The following is a 15,664-nucleotide window of genomic DNA, read 5'->3' on the forward strand; positions in this document are numbered from 1 at the left end:
AGCCGGACCCGTACTCCGTTGCAGGCACCGGCTCCACCGGAGCGGCTTACGCCGCGCCCTCCTATGAGCAGCAGTACACCTACGACCAGCAGCAGCCCCAGCACCAGCCGCAGGCCGCCGCGCTCGACGAGACCAGCTTCTTCGACACGAGCATGATCGACCTGGAGCAGCTGCGGCAGTACGAGCAGGGCCAGGGTCACGGCCAGGGCCAGGGGCGCTGAGCGGTCGGGCCCACAGGGCCGGATTGGGCCCTGAGCGAAGCGTCCAGTATCCTGGCTCTTCGGTCGCGCGTATGCCCGCGATCCACGCTGCCCGCTTCGTCTCTCGATTCGAACACGGCAGCCCCCTCACGATCCGAAAGCAGGAAGAACCCTGAGCACGCGCCTCGACCACCGCAACCCCCTCGTGTTCGACACGCACGAGCTGGGGCGGCGTCCTGGTGCCCTTCAGCGGATCTCCCGCTCGGTCTCGGCCCCCACGAACCTCGGTGTCGAAGGGGTCGTCGGTGTGCCGGAAGGCGCGCCCGTGGAGATCGATCTCCGCCTCGAGTCGGTCATGGAAGGGGTGCTTGTCACAGGCACCGCCCGTGCATCGGCCGAAGGGGAGTGCGTAAGGTGTCTGGAGCCCGTCGAGATCGATCTCGACGTGGACTTCCAGGAGATGTTCTCGTACCCCGACTCCGACGACCGGGGCCGCTCCAAGGCGGCCGCGGACGACGAAGCCGAGGACGGCGAGGACATGATCCCCCTCGAGGACGGCATGTTCGACCTCGAACCCGTGCTGCGTGATGCGGTGGTGCTCGCACTGCCGATGCAGCCGGTGTGCCGGGAGGACTGTGCGGGTCTGTGTTCCCAGTGCGGAACCAACCTGAACGACAACCCGGACCACCACCACGATGCCGTCGACATGCGTTGGGCGGCATTGCAAGGACTCGCCGGTTCGCTGGGAACCGATGAGAAGGACAACATGAGCGGCGCCGAAGCTGGCGTCGACGAGAAGCAGGAGAAGTAGCCGTGGCTGTTCCGAAGCGGAAGATGTCGCGCAGCAACACGCGCCACCGCCGGTCGCAGTGGAAGGCTGCGGTCCCCACCCTGGTTTCGTGCGAGCGTTGCCAGGAGCCGAAGCTGCAGCACATCGCGTGCCCGAGCTGCGGCACCTACAACAAGCGCCAGGTCCTCTCGGTCTGAGTGGCTGGTGAGAGGCGCGATGTCTGAGTCCATCAAGACGGACAATGCCTCGTCCCACACGCTTCTGGAAGGGCGGCTCGGGTATCAGCTCGAGTCCGCCCTTCTGGTGCGTGCGCTGACGCACCGCTCGTACGCGTACGAGAACGGCGGTCTGCCCACCAACGAGCGGCTGGAGTTCCTCGGGGACTCCGTGCTCGGCCTGGTGGTCACGGACACGCTGTACCGCACCCACCCCGACCTGCCCGAAGGCCAGCTGGCCAAGTTGCGGGCCGCGGTGGTCAACTCGCGTGCGCTGGCGGAGGTCGGTCGCGGCCTCGAACTCGGCTCCTTCATCCGGCTCGGCCGGGGCGAAGAGGGCACGGGTGGCCGGGACAAGGCTTCCATCCTCGCCGACACCCTTGAAGCGGTGATCGGCGCGGTCTATCTCGACCAGGGCCTCGACGCGGCCTCGGAGCTGGTGCACCGGCTCTTCGACCCGCTGATCGAGAAGTCCTCGAACCTCGGTGCAGGCCTGGACTGGAAGACCAGTCTCCAGGAGCTGACCGCGGCCGAGGGTCTGGGTGTTCCGGAGTACCTCGTCTCCGAGACGGGTCCGGACCACGAGAAGACCTTCACTGCTGCCGCCCGCGTCGGTGGTGTCTCGTACGGCACCGGCACCGGCCGCAGCAAGAAGGAAGCGGAACAGCAGGCGGCGGAGTCCGCGTGGCGCGCGATTCGCGCGGCGGCGGACGAGCGTGCGGCGGCGGCGAAGGCCGCTGCCGAGGCGGGTACCGCAGCCGAAGCCGGTGACGCCGGTGCGATCGGCGACGCCGGAACCGCAGGTGAGCAGCCGACCGGTGGGGCGCCCGCGCCCGCCGACGAGGCTTCCGCCTGACCTCCTTCGTCTGACGACGCCCCGGGCCGGGACCCCCACAGGGTCCCGGCCCGGGGCGCTTTCGTGTCAGTGCCCGGCGGTAGGCTTCCAGCATCGTTCCCGTACGCCTGACCGGAGGATCCCGTGCCCGAGCTGCCCGAGGTCGAGGTCGTACGGCGCGGGCTCGAGCGCTGGGTCGACGGGCGGACCGTCGGCGAGGTGGAGGTCCTGCATCCGAGGGCCGTCCGAAGGCACCCGGCCGGCGGCGCGGACTTCGCCGCCCGCCTCGGAGGCCACCGCTTCGGTGTGGCGCGCCGCCGCGGCAAGTACCTCTGGATCCCGCTGGCCGACTCCGACGCCTCCGTCCTCGGCCACCTCGGGATGAGCGGGCAGTTGCTGGTGCAGCCCGAGGGCGCCCCGGACGAGAAGCACCTGCGGATCCGCGTCCGGTTCGACGACGGGCTCGGCACCGAGCTGCGCTTCGTCGACCAGCGCACCTTCGGCGGGCTCTCGCTGCACGACAACACCCCGGACGGACTGCCGGACGTCATCGCGCACATCGCCCGCGATCCGCTGGACCCGGAGTTCGACGACACCGCCTTCCAGGCGGCGCTGCGCCTGCGCCGTACGACGATCAAGCGGGCGCTGCTCGACCAGACGCTGATCAGCGGGGTCGGCAACATCTACGCGGACGAGGCGCTCTGGCGCGCGAAGCTGCACTACGAACGTGCCACCGCCGGGCTGACCCGGCCCCGCTCGGCCGAGCTGCTCCAGCACGTCCGGGACGTCATGAACGCGGCCCTCGCCGCAGGCGGCACCAGCTTCGACAGTCTGTACGTCAACGTGAACGGCGAGTCGGGGTACTTCGACCGCTCGCTCGACGCGTACGGGCGCGAGGACGAGCCGTGCCGGCGCTGTGGCACCCCGATGCGCCGCCGGCCCTGGATGAACCGGTCGAGCTACTTCTGCCCGCGCTGCCAGCGCCCGCCCCGCGCTACGGCGTGACGGTTTCCTTGTCCCTGTCGTACCGCTCGCGCGCCGACAGGACCTCCGGCATCCGGCCCTCGACCAGCTCGATCAGCCCGACCAGCCGCACGGCGACCTCGCGGCCCAGCGGGGTGAGGGTGTAGTCGACCCGGGGCGGGTTCGTCGGCTGCGCCTCGCGGTGCACGAGCCCGTCGCGCTCCAGGGCGTGCAGGGTCTGCGACAGCATCTTCTCGCTGACCCCGTCGACCCGGCGCCGCAGCTCGTTGAAGCGGAACGACCCGTCGTGGAGCGCGCAGAGGGTGAGCCCGCCCCACCGCCCGGTCACATGCTCCAGCGTGACGCGCGACTGGCAGGCCCGGGCGAACACGTCGAAGGCGAGGTCGTCGGTCATGCCCTTCACGGTACTCCGACACCGTACTCAGGCACAGCGCTCACCAGCGGTTAGTGCTGCCAGGCCGGGGGCCGGGCATCGGGAGGCCCGAGGGTTCAGAAACCGAAGTCCTGCGTCCACCACGGGCCGCCGTCGGCGAATTGCACGCCGACGCCCAGCGTCGTGTAGTCGCAGTTCAGGATGTTCGCGCGGTGACCGTCGCTGTTCATCCAGGACTCCATCACGGCCGCCGCGTCCGCCTGGCCACGGGCGATGTTCTCGGCGCCGAGGCCCTCGACGCCCGCCTGGCGGGCGCGCTCCCACGGGGTGTCGCCGTCCGGGTCGGTGTGGTCGAAGAAGCCGCGCGCGGCCATGTCCTCGCTGAACGCGCCGGCCAGCTTCGCGAGATCGGCGTCCGAGCGCACCGCGCTGCAGCCGACCTTCGCCCGCTCCTCGTTGACCAGTCGGACGACCTCGGCCTCGGCCGCGGTGGCGCGGCTCAGGGTCGGCGCCGCGGGCGCGGAGGGCGCCTGGGTGCGGGGGACCGGCTTCGTGGTCGTCGGGGCCGGCTTCGGCGCAGCCGTCTTCGACGGCGTGACGGCCGGCTTCGTCGGCGTCGGCGAGGCGCTCGCCTTCGACGGCTTCGGCTTCGGCTTCGTGGACGGCGTCGCGGAAGGAGACGTCTTGGCGGTGCTCGGGGCGGCGGCCTTCTTGGACGCCGGGGCGGAGGCGGACGTCGACGCGGAGGCGGACGACGGGCCCGAGGGCGTCGCGGACGAGCCGCCCTGCGTCGTCAGCTCCGGCGCCTGCCGGGAGTGGCTCTGCTCCTTGTCGGAGCCGGCACTGCCCGCGGTGAACGTGTCCCCGCCGGGCAGCAGCCCCGAGGCGACGGCGATCGCGCCGACGGCGACCGCGGCGGAGGCTCCGAGCAGTCCGGTGCGCACGGGCGCGCCGCGCCTCCTGCGATGGCGTCCCATCTCCTCTGCCTTCCTGACGTCCTGTGCTGCGGTCTCTGTGCTGCGAGTCTTTGCTGATCTTTGCTTCTGCGGACCCGTACGAGGGCCTGTCGAACGAGACACGCCCGAACGGGTGAGGCTCATTCGGTCGGGACTGTACGCCATGACGCAGGGGGGTGACGTGCCTCTTGGGCAATTGGCCCGTTAGCGTGCAGCCATGAACGAAGACGTACGGTTCACCGCCTGGGTGCGCGGCCGAGTACAGGGAGTGGGCTTCCGCTGGTTCACCAGGGCAAACGCACTGGAGATCGGAGAGCTCGTCGGCTTCGCGGTCAACCTCGACGACGGCCGGGTCCAGGTCGTGGCCGAGGGGCCGAGTGAGAATTGCCACCGTCTCCTGGAGTGGCTGCGCTCCGCCGACACTCCCGGGCGCGTGGACGGAGTCACGGAGATATGGGGCACCCCGCGCGGCGGTTACGACGGCTTCGAGATCCGCTGACGACCCCTTCGAACGCGGTTCGCCCGATGGTCCGCGCGGCCCTCGGGCGGACGTTCGGCGACGGGTCGCCGAAGGGGAAATGACCTGCTGGTTGCCGAGAAGGGCTTGCGGTGCCGAGCCGTGCGCGGAAGGATGATCGATACGCCCCTGAGGCACCGAGTTGCGAGGCGCCGCCGCCTGTTCCGCGGCAGCAGACCCCCCGGTCGCCCCTTGATACAGGGCGTGATCGTGTTGACCGTCAAACTTTTTGGTGAGACTCTGGAAGCCCCGCGCACCTTAGCTGTTTGGCAGTAAAAATCGGCACGACATGAAGCACTGCCGAGCACCGCGGGTGCGAAATCCCTCACGACCCACACCGCTTCGGTCGGTCACTCAGTGTGGAGGACCATCCATCATGGCAAAGGCGCTTCTCGGTTACGTCGGCGGCTCCGACCCGCGACTCCTCGCCGAGATGCGACGGCTTCAGCAGCGCGTCCAGGACCTCGAATCCGAGCTTGTACGGATTCAGTCCGAGAACGACGCGCTCAACGCTGCCGCCGCACATCACGGCGAGTCGCTGCTCGACAGCATCGAACTCGACGTTCCCAAGGCGGAGCCTGCGCTCACCTGACAGTCGGCACCATGTGACAGTCAGCCCCGACAGTCAGCCCCGTGCCGGGGCAAGGTGAGAAACACTCTCGCTGGCACAGCTAGCTCATCTGGCACAGCTAGATATGCAAGGGACGCTCAGGCGTCCCTTCTTTCTTGAGTCCCCCACGTCCCACCCCCGGTCCTTACCGGAGGGTGTGCCCTGCACCTTCATGGGTGAAACGCGCAACCCCAGGTAGAGTCCGGGGGCGTGCATCTCAAGGCCCTGACCCTCCGTGGTTTCAAGTCGTTCGCATCCGCCACCACCCTGCGGTTCGAACCGGGAATCACGTGTGTCGTCGGGCCGAACGGATCCGGCAAGTCCAACGTCGTGGACGCGCTCTCCTGGGTCATGGGGGAGCAGGGCGCCAAGTCGCTGCGCGGCGGCAAGATGGAGGACGTCATCTTCGCCGGCACGACCGGCCGGCCGCCGCTCGGCCGCGCCGAGGTCTCGCTGACGATCGACAACTCCGACGGCGCGCTGCCCATCGACTACGCCGAGGTCACCATCACCCGGATCATGTTCCGGGGCGGCAGCAGCGAGTACCAGATCAACGGCGACACCTGCCGGCTCCTCGACATCCAGGACCTGCTGTCCGACTCCGGCATCGGCCGCGAGATGCACGTCATCGTCGGCCAGGGCCAGCTCGACTCCGTCCTGCACGCCGACCCGATGGGCCGCCGCGCCTTCATCGAGGAGGCCGCAGGTGTCCTCAAGCACCGCAAGCGCAAGGAGAAGGCGCTGCGGAAGCTGGACGCGATGCAGGCCAACCTCGCGCGCGTGCAGGACCTCACCGACGAACTCCGCCGCCAGCTCAAGCCGCTCGGCCGGCAGGCCGCCGTCGCCCGCCGGGCCGCCGTCATCCAGGCCGATCTGCGCGACGCCCGGCTGCGGCTGCTCTCCGACGATCTCGTACGGCTCCAGGCGGCGCTGAAGTCCGAAGTCGCCGACGAGGCCGCGCTCAAGGAGCGCAAGGAGAGCGCCGAGCGCGAGCTGCGGGCCGCCCTCGCGAAGGAGGCCGACCTGGAGGACGAGGTCCGCCGGCTCGCCCCGCGCCTCCAGCGCGCCCAGCAGACCTGGTACGAACTCTCCCAGCTCGCCGAGCGGGTCAGGGGCACGATCTCGCTCGCCGACGCGCGCGTGAAGAGCGCCACCGCCCAGCCGCCGGAGGAGCGCCGGGGCCGCGACCCGGAGGACATGGAGCGCGAGGCCGCCCGTATCCGCGAGCAGGAGGCCGAGCTCGAAGCCGCCCTGGAGGCGGCCGAACGCGCCCTGGAGGACACCGTCGCCCACCGCGCCGACCTGGAGCGAGAGCTCGCTGTCGAGGAGCGGCGGCTGAAGGACGTGGCCCGCGCCATCGCCGACCGGCGCGAGGGCCTCGCCCGGCTGCACGGCCAGGTCAACGCGGCCCGCTCGCGCGCCGCGTCCGCCCAGGCCGAGATCGACCGGCTCGCCGCCGCCCGGGACGAGGCCCAGGAGCGGGCCGTCGCCGCGCAGGAGGAGTACGAACAGCTGAAGGCCGAGGTCGACGGCCTCGACGCGGACGACAGCGAGCTGGGGGAGCGGTACGAGACCGCCCGCCGTGACCTCGCCGAGGCCGAGGCCGTGCTGACGGCCGCCCGCGAGGCCGCCACCGCCGCCGACCGCCGGCGCGCCGCCACCCGGGCCCGGCACGAGGCGCTCTCCCTGGGGCTGCGCCGCAAGGACGGCACCGGCGCCCTGCTCGGCGCCCGCGACAGCCTGACCGGCCTGCTCGGCCCCGCCGCGGAACTCCTCACCGTCACCCCCGGATACGAGATCCCGCTCGCCGCCGCCCTCGGCGCGGCCGCGGACGCCGTCGCCGTCACCGGCCCCCGCGCGGCGGCCGAGGCCCTTCGCCTCCTGCGCAAGCAGGACGCCGGCCGCGCGGCGCTGCTGCTCACGGGAGCCGAGGGCCCGGAACGCCCGGCCGACACCGCCGGCCGCCCCCGCGCCGCCGACTTCGTCCGGGGGCCCGACGAACTCATGGGCGCCGTACGGCGGTTGCTCGACGGGGTCGTGCTCGTCGATTCGCTGGACGAGGCCGAGGACCTCGTCCACGCGCACCCCGGGCTGACCGCCGTCACCGCCGAGGGCGACCTCCTGGGCGGGCACTTCGCGCACGGCGGCTCCGCCGGGGCGCCCAGCCTGCTCGAAGTGCAGGCCTCCGTGGACGAGGCGGCCGCCGAGCTGGAGGAGCTGGAGTCGCGCTGCGAGCGGCTGGCCGACGACCAGCGGAACGCGACCGAGGCCAGCCGCACCGCCGCCGCGCTCGTGGAGGAGCTGGCCGACCGCCGCCGCGCCGCCGACCGCGAGAAGTCCCAGGTCGCGCAGCAGCTCGGCCGGCTGGCCGGTCAGGCCAGGGGCGCCGCGGGCGAGGCCGAGCGGACCGCGGCCGCCGCCGCCCGCGCCGACGAGGCCCTGGAGAAGGCGCTCTACGAGGCCGAGGAACTCGCCGAGCGGCTGCTGGTAGCCGAGGAGGCACCCGCGGAGGAGGAGCCCGACACCTCCGTGCGCGACCGGCTCGCCGCCGACGGCGCCAACGCGCGCCAGACGGAGATGGAGGCCCGGCTTCAGCTCCGTACCCACGAGGAACGGGTCAAGGGCCTCGCCGGGCGCGCCGACTCCCTCGACCGGGGCGCCCGCGCCGAACGCGAGGCACGCGCGCGTGCCGAGCAGCGCCGCGCCCGGCTGCGCCACGAGGCGGCGGTCGCCGGCGCCGTCGCCACCGGCACCCGGCAGCTGCTCGCCCACATCGAGGTCTCCCTCCTCCGGGCCGAGCAGGAGCGCGCGCTCGCCGACGCCGCGAAGGGCGCGCGTGAACAGGGCCTGACCGCCGCCCGGACCAGGGGCCGCGACCTGAAGGCCGAGCTGGACAAGCTCACCGACTCCGTGCACCGCGGCGAGGTCCTCGGCGCCGAGAAGCGGATGCGGATCGAGCAGCTGGAGACCAAGGCCCTGGAGGAGCTCGGCGTCGAGCCGGCCGGCCTGGTCTCCGAGTACGGTCCCCACCAGCTCGTACCGCCGTCGCCGCCCGCCGAGGGCGAGGAGCTGCCCGAGGACCCGGAGCACCCGCGCAACCAGCCGCGGCCGTTCGTCCGTTCGGAGCAGGAGAAGCGGCTCAAGTCCGCCGAACGGGCGTACCAGCAGCTCGGCAAGGTGAATCCGCTCGCCCTGGAGGAGTTCGCGGCGCTGGAGGAGCGGCACAAGTTCCTCTCCGAGCAGCTGGAGGACCTGAAGAAGACCCGGGCCGACCTCCTTCAGGTCGTGAAGGAGGTGGACATCCGCGTCGAGCAGGTCTTCACCGAGGCGTTCCGGGACACCGCCCGCCAGTTCGAGGGCGTGTTCTCGCGGCTCTTCCCGGGCGGCGAGGGGCGGCTGATCCTGACCGACCCCGACAACATGCTCACCACGGGCGTCGACGTGGAGGCCCGGCCGCCGGGCAAGAAGGTCAAGCGGCTCTCGCTGCTGTCCGGCGGTGAGCGTTCGCTGACCGCCGTGGCGATGCTGGTCTCCATCTTCAAGGCCCGCCCCAGCCCGTTCTACGTGATGGACGAGGTGGAGGCGGCGCTCGACGACACCAACCTGCAGCGGCTGATCCGGATCATGCAGGAGCTCCAGGAGTCCTCGCAGCTGATCGTGATCACGCACCAGAAGCGGACGATGGAGGTCGCGGACGCGCTGTACGGCGTCTCCATGCAGGGCGACGGCGTCTCGAAGGTCATCAGCCAGCGGCTTCGCTGAGCAGGCCCGCAGAGGTCCCCTTGATCAACTCCAACTCTTGAACGCGCGAGGGCTAGAAGCTTGTTTTAAGTCATACGACATCAGGTATTGACTTCGAAACTTGAAGGCATAGTCTCTGCAACGTTGCTTTTACCTTCACGTGGTGGGCGGCGTGATGTTGTGCGCCACTTGGAGGGCTCGCCCCCCACGCCCCCGGCGACGCTGCCGGGGTCTCCAGGAGTCCATGTGACCAGCACCGCGCAGGCGCCCACGCCGCCGCCGTCCGAAGGCCGGGCCGCCCACCCGGACCACCTCGGCCACGTCATCTTCATCACGGCGTCCGCCGCGATGGGCGGCTTCCTCTTCGGCTACGACAGCTCCGTCATCAACGGCGCCGTCGAGGCCATCAGGGACCGCTACGACATCGGCTCCGGGACGCTGGCCCAGGTCATCGCGATCGCCCTGATCGGCTGTGCCATCGGCGCCGCGACCGCCGGCCGGATCGCCGACCGCATCGGCCGCATCCGCTGTATGCAGATCGCCGCCGTGCTCTTCACGATCAGCGCCGTGGGCTCCGCCCTCCCCTTCGCCCTCTGGGACCTCGCCTTCTGGCGGATCGTCGGCGGCTTCGCCATCGGCATGGCCTCCGTCATCGGCCCCGCGTACATCGCCGAGGTCGCCCCCGCCGCCTACCGCGGCCGCCTCGGCTCCTTCCAGCAGGCCGCCATCGTCATCGGCATCGCCATTTCCCAGCTGGTCAACTACGGCATCCTGCAGCTCGCCGACGGCGACCAGCGCGGCGAGATCGCCGGCATCGAGGCCTGGCAGTGGATGCTCGGCGTGATGGTCGTCCCCGCCCTGCTCTACGGTCTGCTCTCCTTCGCCATCCCCGAGTCGCCGCGCTTCCTCATCTCCGTCGGCAAGATCGACCGGGCGAAGGAGGTCCTCTCCGAGGTCGAGGGCAAGGAGATCAACCTCGACCACCGCGTCGCCGAGATCGAGAACGCGATGCGCAGCGAGCACAAGTCCACGTTCAAGGACCTGATGGTGGCCGGCGGCCGCTTCAAGCTGCTGCCCATCGTCTGGGTCGGCATCGGACTCTCGGTGTTCCAGCAGCTCGTCGGCATCAACGTCGCCTTCTACTACTCCTCGACGCTCTGGCAGTCGGTCGGCATCGACCCCTCCAGCTCGTTCTTCTACTCGTTCACCACGTCGATCATCAACATCATCGGCACCGTGGTCGCGATGGTCCTGGTCGACCGGGTGGGCCGTAAGCCGCTCGCGCTCGTCGGCTCCATCGGCATGGCGATCGCCCTCGCCTTCGAGGCCTGGGCCTTCTCCGCCGACCTCGTCGACGGCAAGCTCCCCGAGACCCAGGGCGTCGTCGCCCTCGTCGCCGCCCATGTCTTCGTGCTCTTCTTCGCCCTCTCCTGGGGCGTGGTGGTCTGGGTCTTCCTCGGCGAGATGTTCCCCAACCGGATCCGGGCCGCCGCCCTCGGCGTCGCCGCCTCCGCGCAGTGGATCGCCAACTGGGCCATCACCGCGAGCTTCCCGTCCCTGGCCGACTGGAACCTCTCCGGTACGTACGTCATCTACACGGTCTTCGCCGTGCTCTCGATCCCCTTCGTGCTCAGGTACGTGAAGGAGACCAAGGGCAAGGCGTTGGAGGAGATGGGCTAACCCCCCGCTGCCCCTCTCCTCGACACCGGTGCTGCCCCGGCCCAGGGTCCTATGCCTTGAGCCGGGGCAGCACCGTCTCCGCGAGCAGCCGCAGCGACCGCCACGCCTCCTCGACCGGCATCCCGCCGCAGAGCGGATGCAGCACCAGACTCTCCAGCTCCCGCCCCATGGCCACGCACTCGTCCGGCGTGACGATCCGGTAGACGCCCTCGGCGCGCAGCTCCGCCACCGTCGTGGCCGCCGACCGCACCGCCGAGCGGATGTCCTTCGACTGCCAGGACGCGTACGTCCGCGCCTCGTGCAGGAAGTGCTCCCCGTACAGCTCCCAGCTCCGGTCCGGGTCCTCCGAGACGTGCAGCAGCGGGGTCTTCTCGGCCGGCATCATCGTCCAGCCCTCCGTGCCGTACTCCGCGCACTGCTGCTTGTAGTACGTCTCCAGTTCCGGCAGGTGCGCGCTGGGGAAGAGCGGCAGCCCCAGCCGGGCCGCCCGCCGCGCCGCCGCCTTCGAGGAACCGCCCACGAGCAGCAGCGGATGCGGCTGGGTGAAGGGCCGCGGGGTGACCCGTACCGTACGGCCCTCGTACGTGAAGGGCTCGCCGGACCAGGCCTTCAGCAGGGTCTCCAGGAGCAGGTCCTGGAGCTTGCCCCGGCGGCCCCAGTCGACCCCGCGCTCCTCGTACTCCTCCGGCCGGTAGCCGATGCCCGCGACCGTCACCAGGCGGCCGCCGCTCAGCAGGTCCAGGACGGCGATCTCCTCCGCGAGCCGCAGCGGGTCGTGCAGCGGCCCGATGATCGCGGAAACGGTGACCGCGATCCGCCCACCCGTCGCCCGACCACCACCCCCCAACGAGGCGCTTCGCGCCGCCCCTCCTTGTGTTGCGCCGAACACCGCGCCCGCGAAGGCGAACGGGGAGGGCAGCCAGTTGTTCGTGGCGCCGTGGTGCTCCTCGGTCTGGATCGTGTCGACGCCGTGTTCGTCGGCGTAGGCGGCCATGTCGAGGGCGGCCCGATAGCGCTCCGAGAGGGACGTCGGGGTCGCGTGCGGATCGACCAGGTTGAACCGTACGACTGTGAAGGGCATGGGAAGTCCCCCTCCGCGCGTGGGAAGTCGGCGAAGGGGGACGGTATCTGACGTGGCGTCAGATGAGAACGGGGTGCGTCAGACCGAAATCGACTCGCGCGCCTCGACGGGCTCCACGTCGGCCTGTGCGCGGTCCCGCGGCAGCACCGCGTACAGCACGCCCGCGACCACGATCGTCGCCGCCCAGCCGAGCCCGTTCTCACCGATCCAGGAGGAGGCGAGCGGACCGGAGAACCAGTCGACCCTGGTGAACAGCAGCCCCACCAGGAGCGCCACCGCCCACGCGGTCATGGCCTGCCAGGCGAAGCCGCCCCGGTACCAGTACGCGCTGGTCCGCGTCGTGTCCATCAGCGCCACCCCGTCGTACGACCGGCGGCGCAGCATGTCGATCCCGAAGACGCCGATCCACGCCGAGAACGCCACCGCGAGCAGCGTCAGGAAGGAGATGAACGAGCCGATGAAGCTGGTCGCCACCACCATCAGCAGGAAGCCGAAGATCAGGCTGATCACGGCGTTCACACTGACCGCCGCCGCACGCGACACCTTGATGCCGAGCGTCTGGGCGGTGAACCCGGCCGAGTACATCGACATCGAGTTGATCAGCAGCATCCCGATCAGTGCGATCAGCAGGTACGGCACGGAGATCCAGGCCGGCAGCAGCTCGCCGATGAACGACACCGGGTCCTGCGCCGAGGCGAGGTCCGGGGTGGCCACCGCCATCACCGCGCCCATCAGGACCATCGGCAGCACGACGATCCCGGCGCCGCCGATCGTGGTGCCGACCATCGCCTTCGACGAGGCGGTACGCGGCAGGTAGCGGGTGAAGTCCGGTCCGGAGGGCACCCAGCTGATGCCGCCCGCCGCGATCGTGCCGATGCCCGCGATCAGCATCGCCGTCGAACCGGCCGGCTTGTCGAAGACCGCCGACCAGTCGGTGTTGGCGACCAGATAGACCAGGACCAGGACCGAGAAGGCGCCGAAGAGATACGTCGACCACTTGCTGCACACCCGCAGCGCGTTGATGCCGAGCCCGGACACCAGGAAGGTGCAGGCGACGAAGAGCATCAGCGTGATCACGATCAGCGCGGTGTTCGACTTGATCCCGAAGAGCAGGTCGAGCACGGTCAGGACGGCGTAGGCGCCGGTCACCGCGTTGATCGTCTCCCAGCCCCAGCGGGCCACCCAGATCAGCGAGCCGGGGAAGAGGTTGCCGCGCTGGCCGAAGACGGCCCGCGACAGGGCCATGCCGGGGGAGCCGCCGCGCTTACCGGCGATCGATATCAGGCCGACGATTCCGTACGACAGGATCGGCGCCGCCGTCGCGACGATGAGCACCTGCCAGAAGTTCAGGCCGTTGAAGACGATCAGGCCGGCGCCCATCGTGAGCAAGAGCACACTGATGTTGGCGGCGACCCAGGTCGGAAACAGCTCGCGGACGTGGCCGGTCCGCTCGGCGTCGGGGACGGGTTCGAGACCTCGGGTCTCGACGGCGCCTTCGCTGTTCACGCTGTTCGCGGGGGTCGCGGCGGCGGTTTCGGCCACGCTTTCGGCGGCAGGGGGCATGGCGGTACTCCGTGCGGGGTGTGGGGGACCCACTCAGCGTACGTGCTCCTCGAACGGTCGGGTTGTGGCCGATACTGGACGCGTTATGGAACTCATTCTTGCTGTAGTCATCGCCCTGGTCGTCGCCGTCGCCGTGACCAGCGGGCTCGTGATCAGCGGCCGCAAGAAGAAGCAGCTGCCGCCGCCCGAGGCGCCGTCCACCACGCCGACCATCACCGCTCCGCCCGCCGAGCCGCACGTCGGCGACGAGGCGGAGACACCGCGGGAAGAACCACGCCGCACCATCGAGGAGGTCGACCTCCCGACCGCGGAGGAGGCCGTCGAGGCCCCCGCCGCCGTCGAGGACCCGGTCGTCGCCGAGGCGCCCCCGATCGAGATCGAGGTGCCGGAGCCGACGGCGGGCCGCCTCGTACGGCTCCGCACCCGCCTGGCCCGCTCGCAGAACTCCCTCGGCAAGGGGCTGCTCGCGCTGCTTTCGCGCGACAACCTCGACGAGGACACCTGGGAGGAGATCGAGGAGACCCTGCTCACGGCCGACGTCGGCGTCGCCCCGACCCAGGAGCTGGTCGAGCGGCTGCGCGAGCGCGTCCGCGTCCTCGGCACCCGTACCCCCGAGGAGCTGCGCGGCCTGCTGCGCGAGGAGCTCATCACCCTCCTCGGCCCCGACTTCGACCGCTCCGTGAAGACCGAGAGCGACCCGGGCACCCCGGGCGTCGTCATGGTCGTCGGCGTCAACGGCACCGGCAAGACCACCACCACGGGCAAGCTGGCCCGGGTCCTCGTCGCCGACGGCCGCTCGGTCGTCCTCGGCGCCGCCGACACCTTCCGGGCCGCCGCCGCGGACCAGCTCCAGACCTGGGGCGAGCGGGTCGGCGCGCGGACCGTGCGCGGTCCCGAGGGCGGCGACCCGGCGTCGATCGCCTTCGACGCCGTCAAGGAGGGCATCGCGGAGGGCGCCGATGTCGTCCTCATCGACACCGCCGGCCGTCTGCACACCAAGACCGGTCTGATGGACGAGCTCGGCAAGGTCAAGCGGGTCGTCGAGAAGCACGGCCCGCTGGACGAGATCCTGCTCGTCCTCGACGCCACCACCGGCCAGAACGGCCTGGTCCAGGCGCGCGTCTTCGCCGAGGTCGTGGACATCACCGGCATCGTGCTCACCAAGCTCGACGGCACGGCCAAGGGCGGCATCGTCGTCGCCGTCCAGCGCGAGCTGGGCGTCCCGGTCAAGCTGATCGGCCTCGGTGAGGGCCCGGACGACCTGGCCCCCTTCGACCCGGCGGCGTTCGTCGACGCGCTGATCGGGGACTGAAGCGTACGCCGCAGCGACGCACGTGAAGGGCCCCGCCGGATCCGGCGGGGCCCTTCACGCATCTGTCAGAAGTGCGTCCGGTGGCAGCTGTAGGCCAGGGTCCCAAGAAGCAGCCGCGCCTGCGGCGGCGCGCCCGCGGTGTCGAGCGTCGGAGCGCGCAGCCAGCGCATCGGGCCGAGCCCGCCGAGATCGGAGGGCGGTGCCGTGACGAACGCCCCCGGCCCCAGCCCCCGTAGATCAAGGTCCGCGTCGTCCCAGCCCATCCGGTACAGCAGCTGCGGCAGCTCCGCCGCCGCCCCCGGCGCCACGAAGAACTGCGCCCGTCCCGTCGGCGTCGCGCACACCGGGCCGAGCGGGAGGCCCATCCGCTCAAGCCGGACCAGCGCCCGCCGCCCCGCCGCCTCGGCGACCTCGATCACGTCGAAGGACCGGCCCACCGGCAGCAGCAGCGCAGCGCCCGGGTACTCGGCCCACGCCTTGGTCGCGTCGTCGAGACCGGCGCCCGCCGGTACCGGCGCGGCGAACGAGAGGGGATGCGCCCCCGGAGCCGTACAGGACGCGTCCCCGCAGGAGCACTGGCCGGAGACGGCCCGCGCGCCGGGGACCACGTCCCAGCCCCACAGTCCGGTGTACTCGGCCACCGCTGTGCACTCAGTGGTGCGGACGCGGCGACGTGAGCCGGACCGCATCTCACGGATGCCGCCGATCGTGAAGCCCATGCCCCCTCCAACGGGTCGGACGCGCCGGTGGTTACGACCCGGAGCTCCACTGTCACGCTCCGTCGCCGGGGGTGGCGCGCGGACGTGG

At 71.0% G+C, this 15,664-nt stretch carries 14 protein-coding genes and 1 pseudogene; 10 read left to right on the forward strand and 5 right to left on the reverse strand.

Features of this window, described 5'->3' with window-relative positions:
• The 5 genes and pseudogenes from Q5762_RS21585 to mutM form a co-directional block, all read left to right on the forward strand.
• Positions 1-221 (forward strand): annotated as a pseudogene (locus Q5762_RS21585) (cell division initiation protein); the annotation flags it as partial.
• A 184-nt stretch (positions 222-405) separates the two neighbouring features.
• Positions 406-1,011 carry a DUF177 domain-containing protein gene (locus tag Q5762_RS21590; protein WP_315893837.1) on the forward strand — a complete coding sequence of 202 codons (606 nt, stop codon included), beginning with the start codon at positions 406-408 and terminating at the stop codon, positions 1,009-1,011.
• A gap of 2 nt (positions 1,012-1,013) precedes the next feature.
• Complete coding sequence (gene rpmF, locus Q5762_RS21595; RefSeq protein WP_015036448.1) at positions 1,014-1,187, forward strand: 50S ribosomal protein L32; 174 nt, start codon at positions 1,014-1,016, stop codon at positions 1,185-1,187.
• A 19-nt stretch (positions 1,188-1,206) separates the two neighbouring features.
• On the forward strand, positions 1,207-2,061 hold the full coding sequence (rnc, locus tag Q5762_RS21600; protein WP_315893838.1) for a ribonuclease III: 855 nt from the start codon (positions 1,207-1,209) through the stop codon (positions 2,059-2,061).
• Positions 2,062-2,184: 123 nt separating this feature from the next.
• Positions 2,185-3,045 carry a bifunctional DNA-formamidopyrimidine glycosylase/DNA-(apurinic or apyrimidinic site) lyase gene (gene mutM / locus Q5762_RS21605; protein WP_315893839.1) on the forward strand — a complete coding sequence of 287 codons (861 nt, stop codon included), beginning with the start codon at positions 2,185-2,187 and terminating at the stop codon, positions 3,043-3,045.
• Here mutM and Q5762_RS21610 read toward each other — a convergent pair.
• On the reverse strand, positions 3,035-3,418 hold the full coding sequence (locus Q5762_RS21610; protein WP_315893840.1) for a helix-turn-helix domain-containing protein: 384 nt from the start codon (positions 3,416-3,418) through the stop codon (positions 3,035-3,037). The genes mutM and Q5762_RS21610 overlap by 11 nt on opposite strands.
• A 95-nt stretch (positions 3,419-3,513) precedes the next feature.
• Positions 3,514-4,497: a CAP domain-containing protein gene (locus Q5762_RS21615; RefSeq protein ID WP_399495225.1), complete on the reverse strand. Its 984-nt coding sequence runs from the start codon at positions 4,495-4,497 to the stop codon at positions 3,514-3,516.
• 73 nt (positions 4,498-4,570) lie between these two features.
• Between Q5762_RS21615 and Q5762_RS21620 the strand changes: the two genes are divergently transcribed.
• From Q5762_RS21620 to Q5762_RS21635, 4 genes are all read left to right on the forward strand, one after another.
• Positions 4,571-4,852 (forward strand): acylphosphatase, encoded by a 282-nt coding sequence (locus Q5762_RS21620; protein WP_315893842.1) that lies wholly within the window; start codon positions 4,571-4,573, stop codon positions 4,850-4,852.
• A 394-nt stretch (positions 4,853-5,246) separates the two neighbouring features.
• Entirely contained in the window at positions 5,247-5,462 is a 216-nt protein-coding gene (locus tag Q5762_RS21625; protein ID WP_315893843.1) for a hypothetical protein, read from the forward strand.
• A gap of 228 nt (positions 5,463-5,690) precedes the next feature.
• Complete coding sequence (gene smc, locus Q5762_RS21630) at positions 5,691-9,242, forward strand: chromosome segregation protein SMC (protein ID WP_315893844.1); 3,552 nt, start codon at positions 5,691-5,693, stop codon at positions 9,240-9,242.
• A gap of 225 nt (positions 9,243-9,467) precedes the next feature.
• On the forward strand, positions 9,468-10,901 hold the full coding sequence (locus Q5762_RS21635; protein ID WP_315893845.1) for a sugar porter family MFS transporter: 1,434 nt from the start codon (positions 9,468-9,470) through the stop codon (positions 10,899-10,901).
• Between the two features lie 49 nt (positions 10,902-10,950).
• On the opposite strand, the gene Q5762_RS21640 is transcribed toward Q5762_RS21635, so the two are convergent.
• The gene (locus tag Q5762_RS21640) at positions 10,951-11,982 is read right to left on the reverse strand and encodes an LLM class flavin-dependent oxidoreductase (RefSeq protein WP_315893846.1); all 1,032 of its coding nucleotides are present in this window, start codon (positions 11,980-11,982) and stop codon (positions 10,951-10,953) included.
• A 78-nt stretch (positions 11,983-12,060) separates the two neighbouring features.
• Positions 12,061-13,545, reverse strand: a complete 1,485-nt coding sequence (locus Q5762_RS21645; RefSeq protein WP_315893847.1) for a cytosine permease — start codon at positions 13,543-13,545, stop codon at positions 12,061-12,063.
• 85 nt (positions 13,546-13,630) lie between these two features.
• On the opposite strand from Q5762_RS21645, the gene ftsY reads away from it, so the two are divergent.
• Entirely contained in the window at positions 13,631-14,857 is a 1,227-nt protein-coding gene (gene ftsY / locus Q5762_RS21650) for a signal recognition particle-docking protein FtsY (protein ID WP_315893848.1), read from the forward strand.
• Positions 14,858-14,922: 65 nt separating this feature from the next.
• Here the strand turns inward: ftsY and Q5762_RS21655 are convergent, their stop codons facing one another.
• Entirely contained in the window at positions 14,923-15,576 is a 654-nt protein-coding gene (locus Q5762_RS21655; protein WP_315893849.1) for a bifunctional DNA primase/polymerase, read from the reverse strand.
• Positions 15,577-15,664: the final 88 nt, after the last annotated feature.

This window comes from Streptomyces sp. P9(2023) (assembly GCF_032436795.1).
GTDB lineage: Bacteria > Actinomycetota > Actinomycetes > Streptomycetales > Streptomycetaceae > Streptomyces.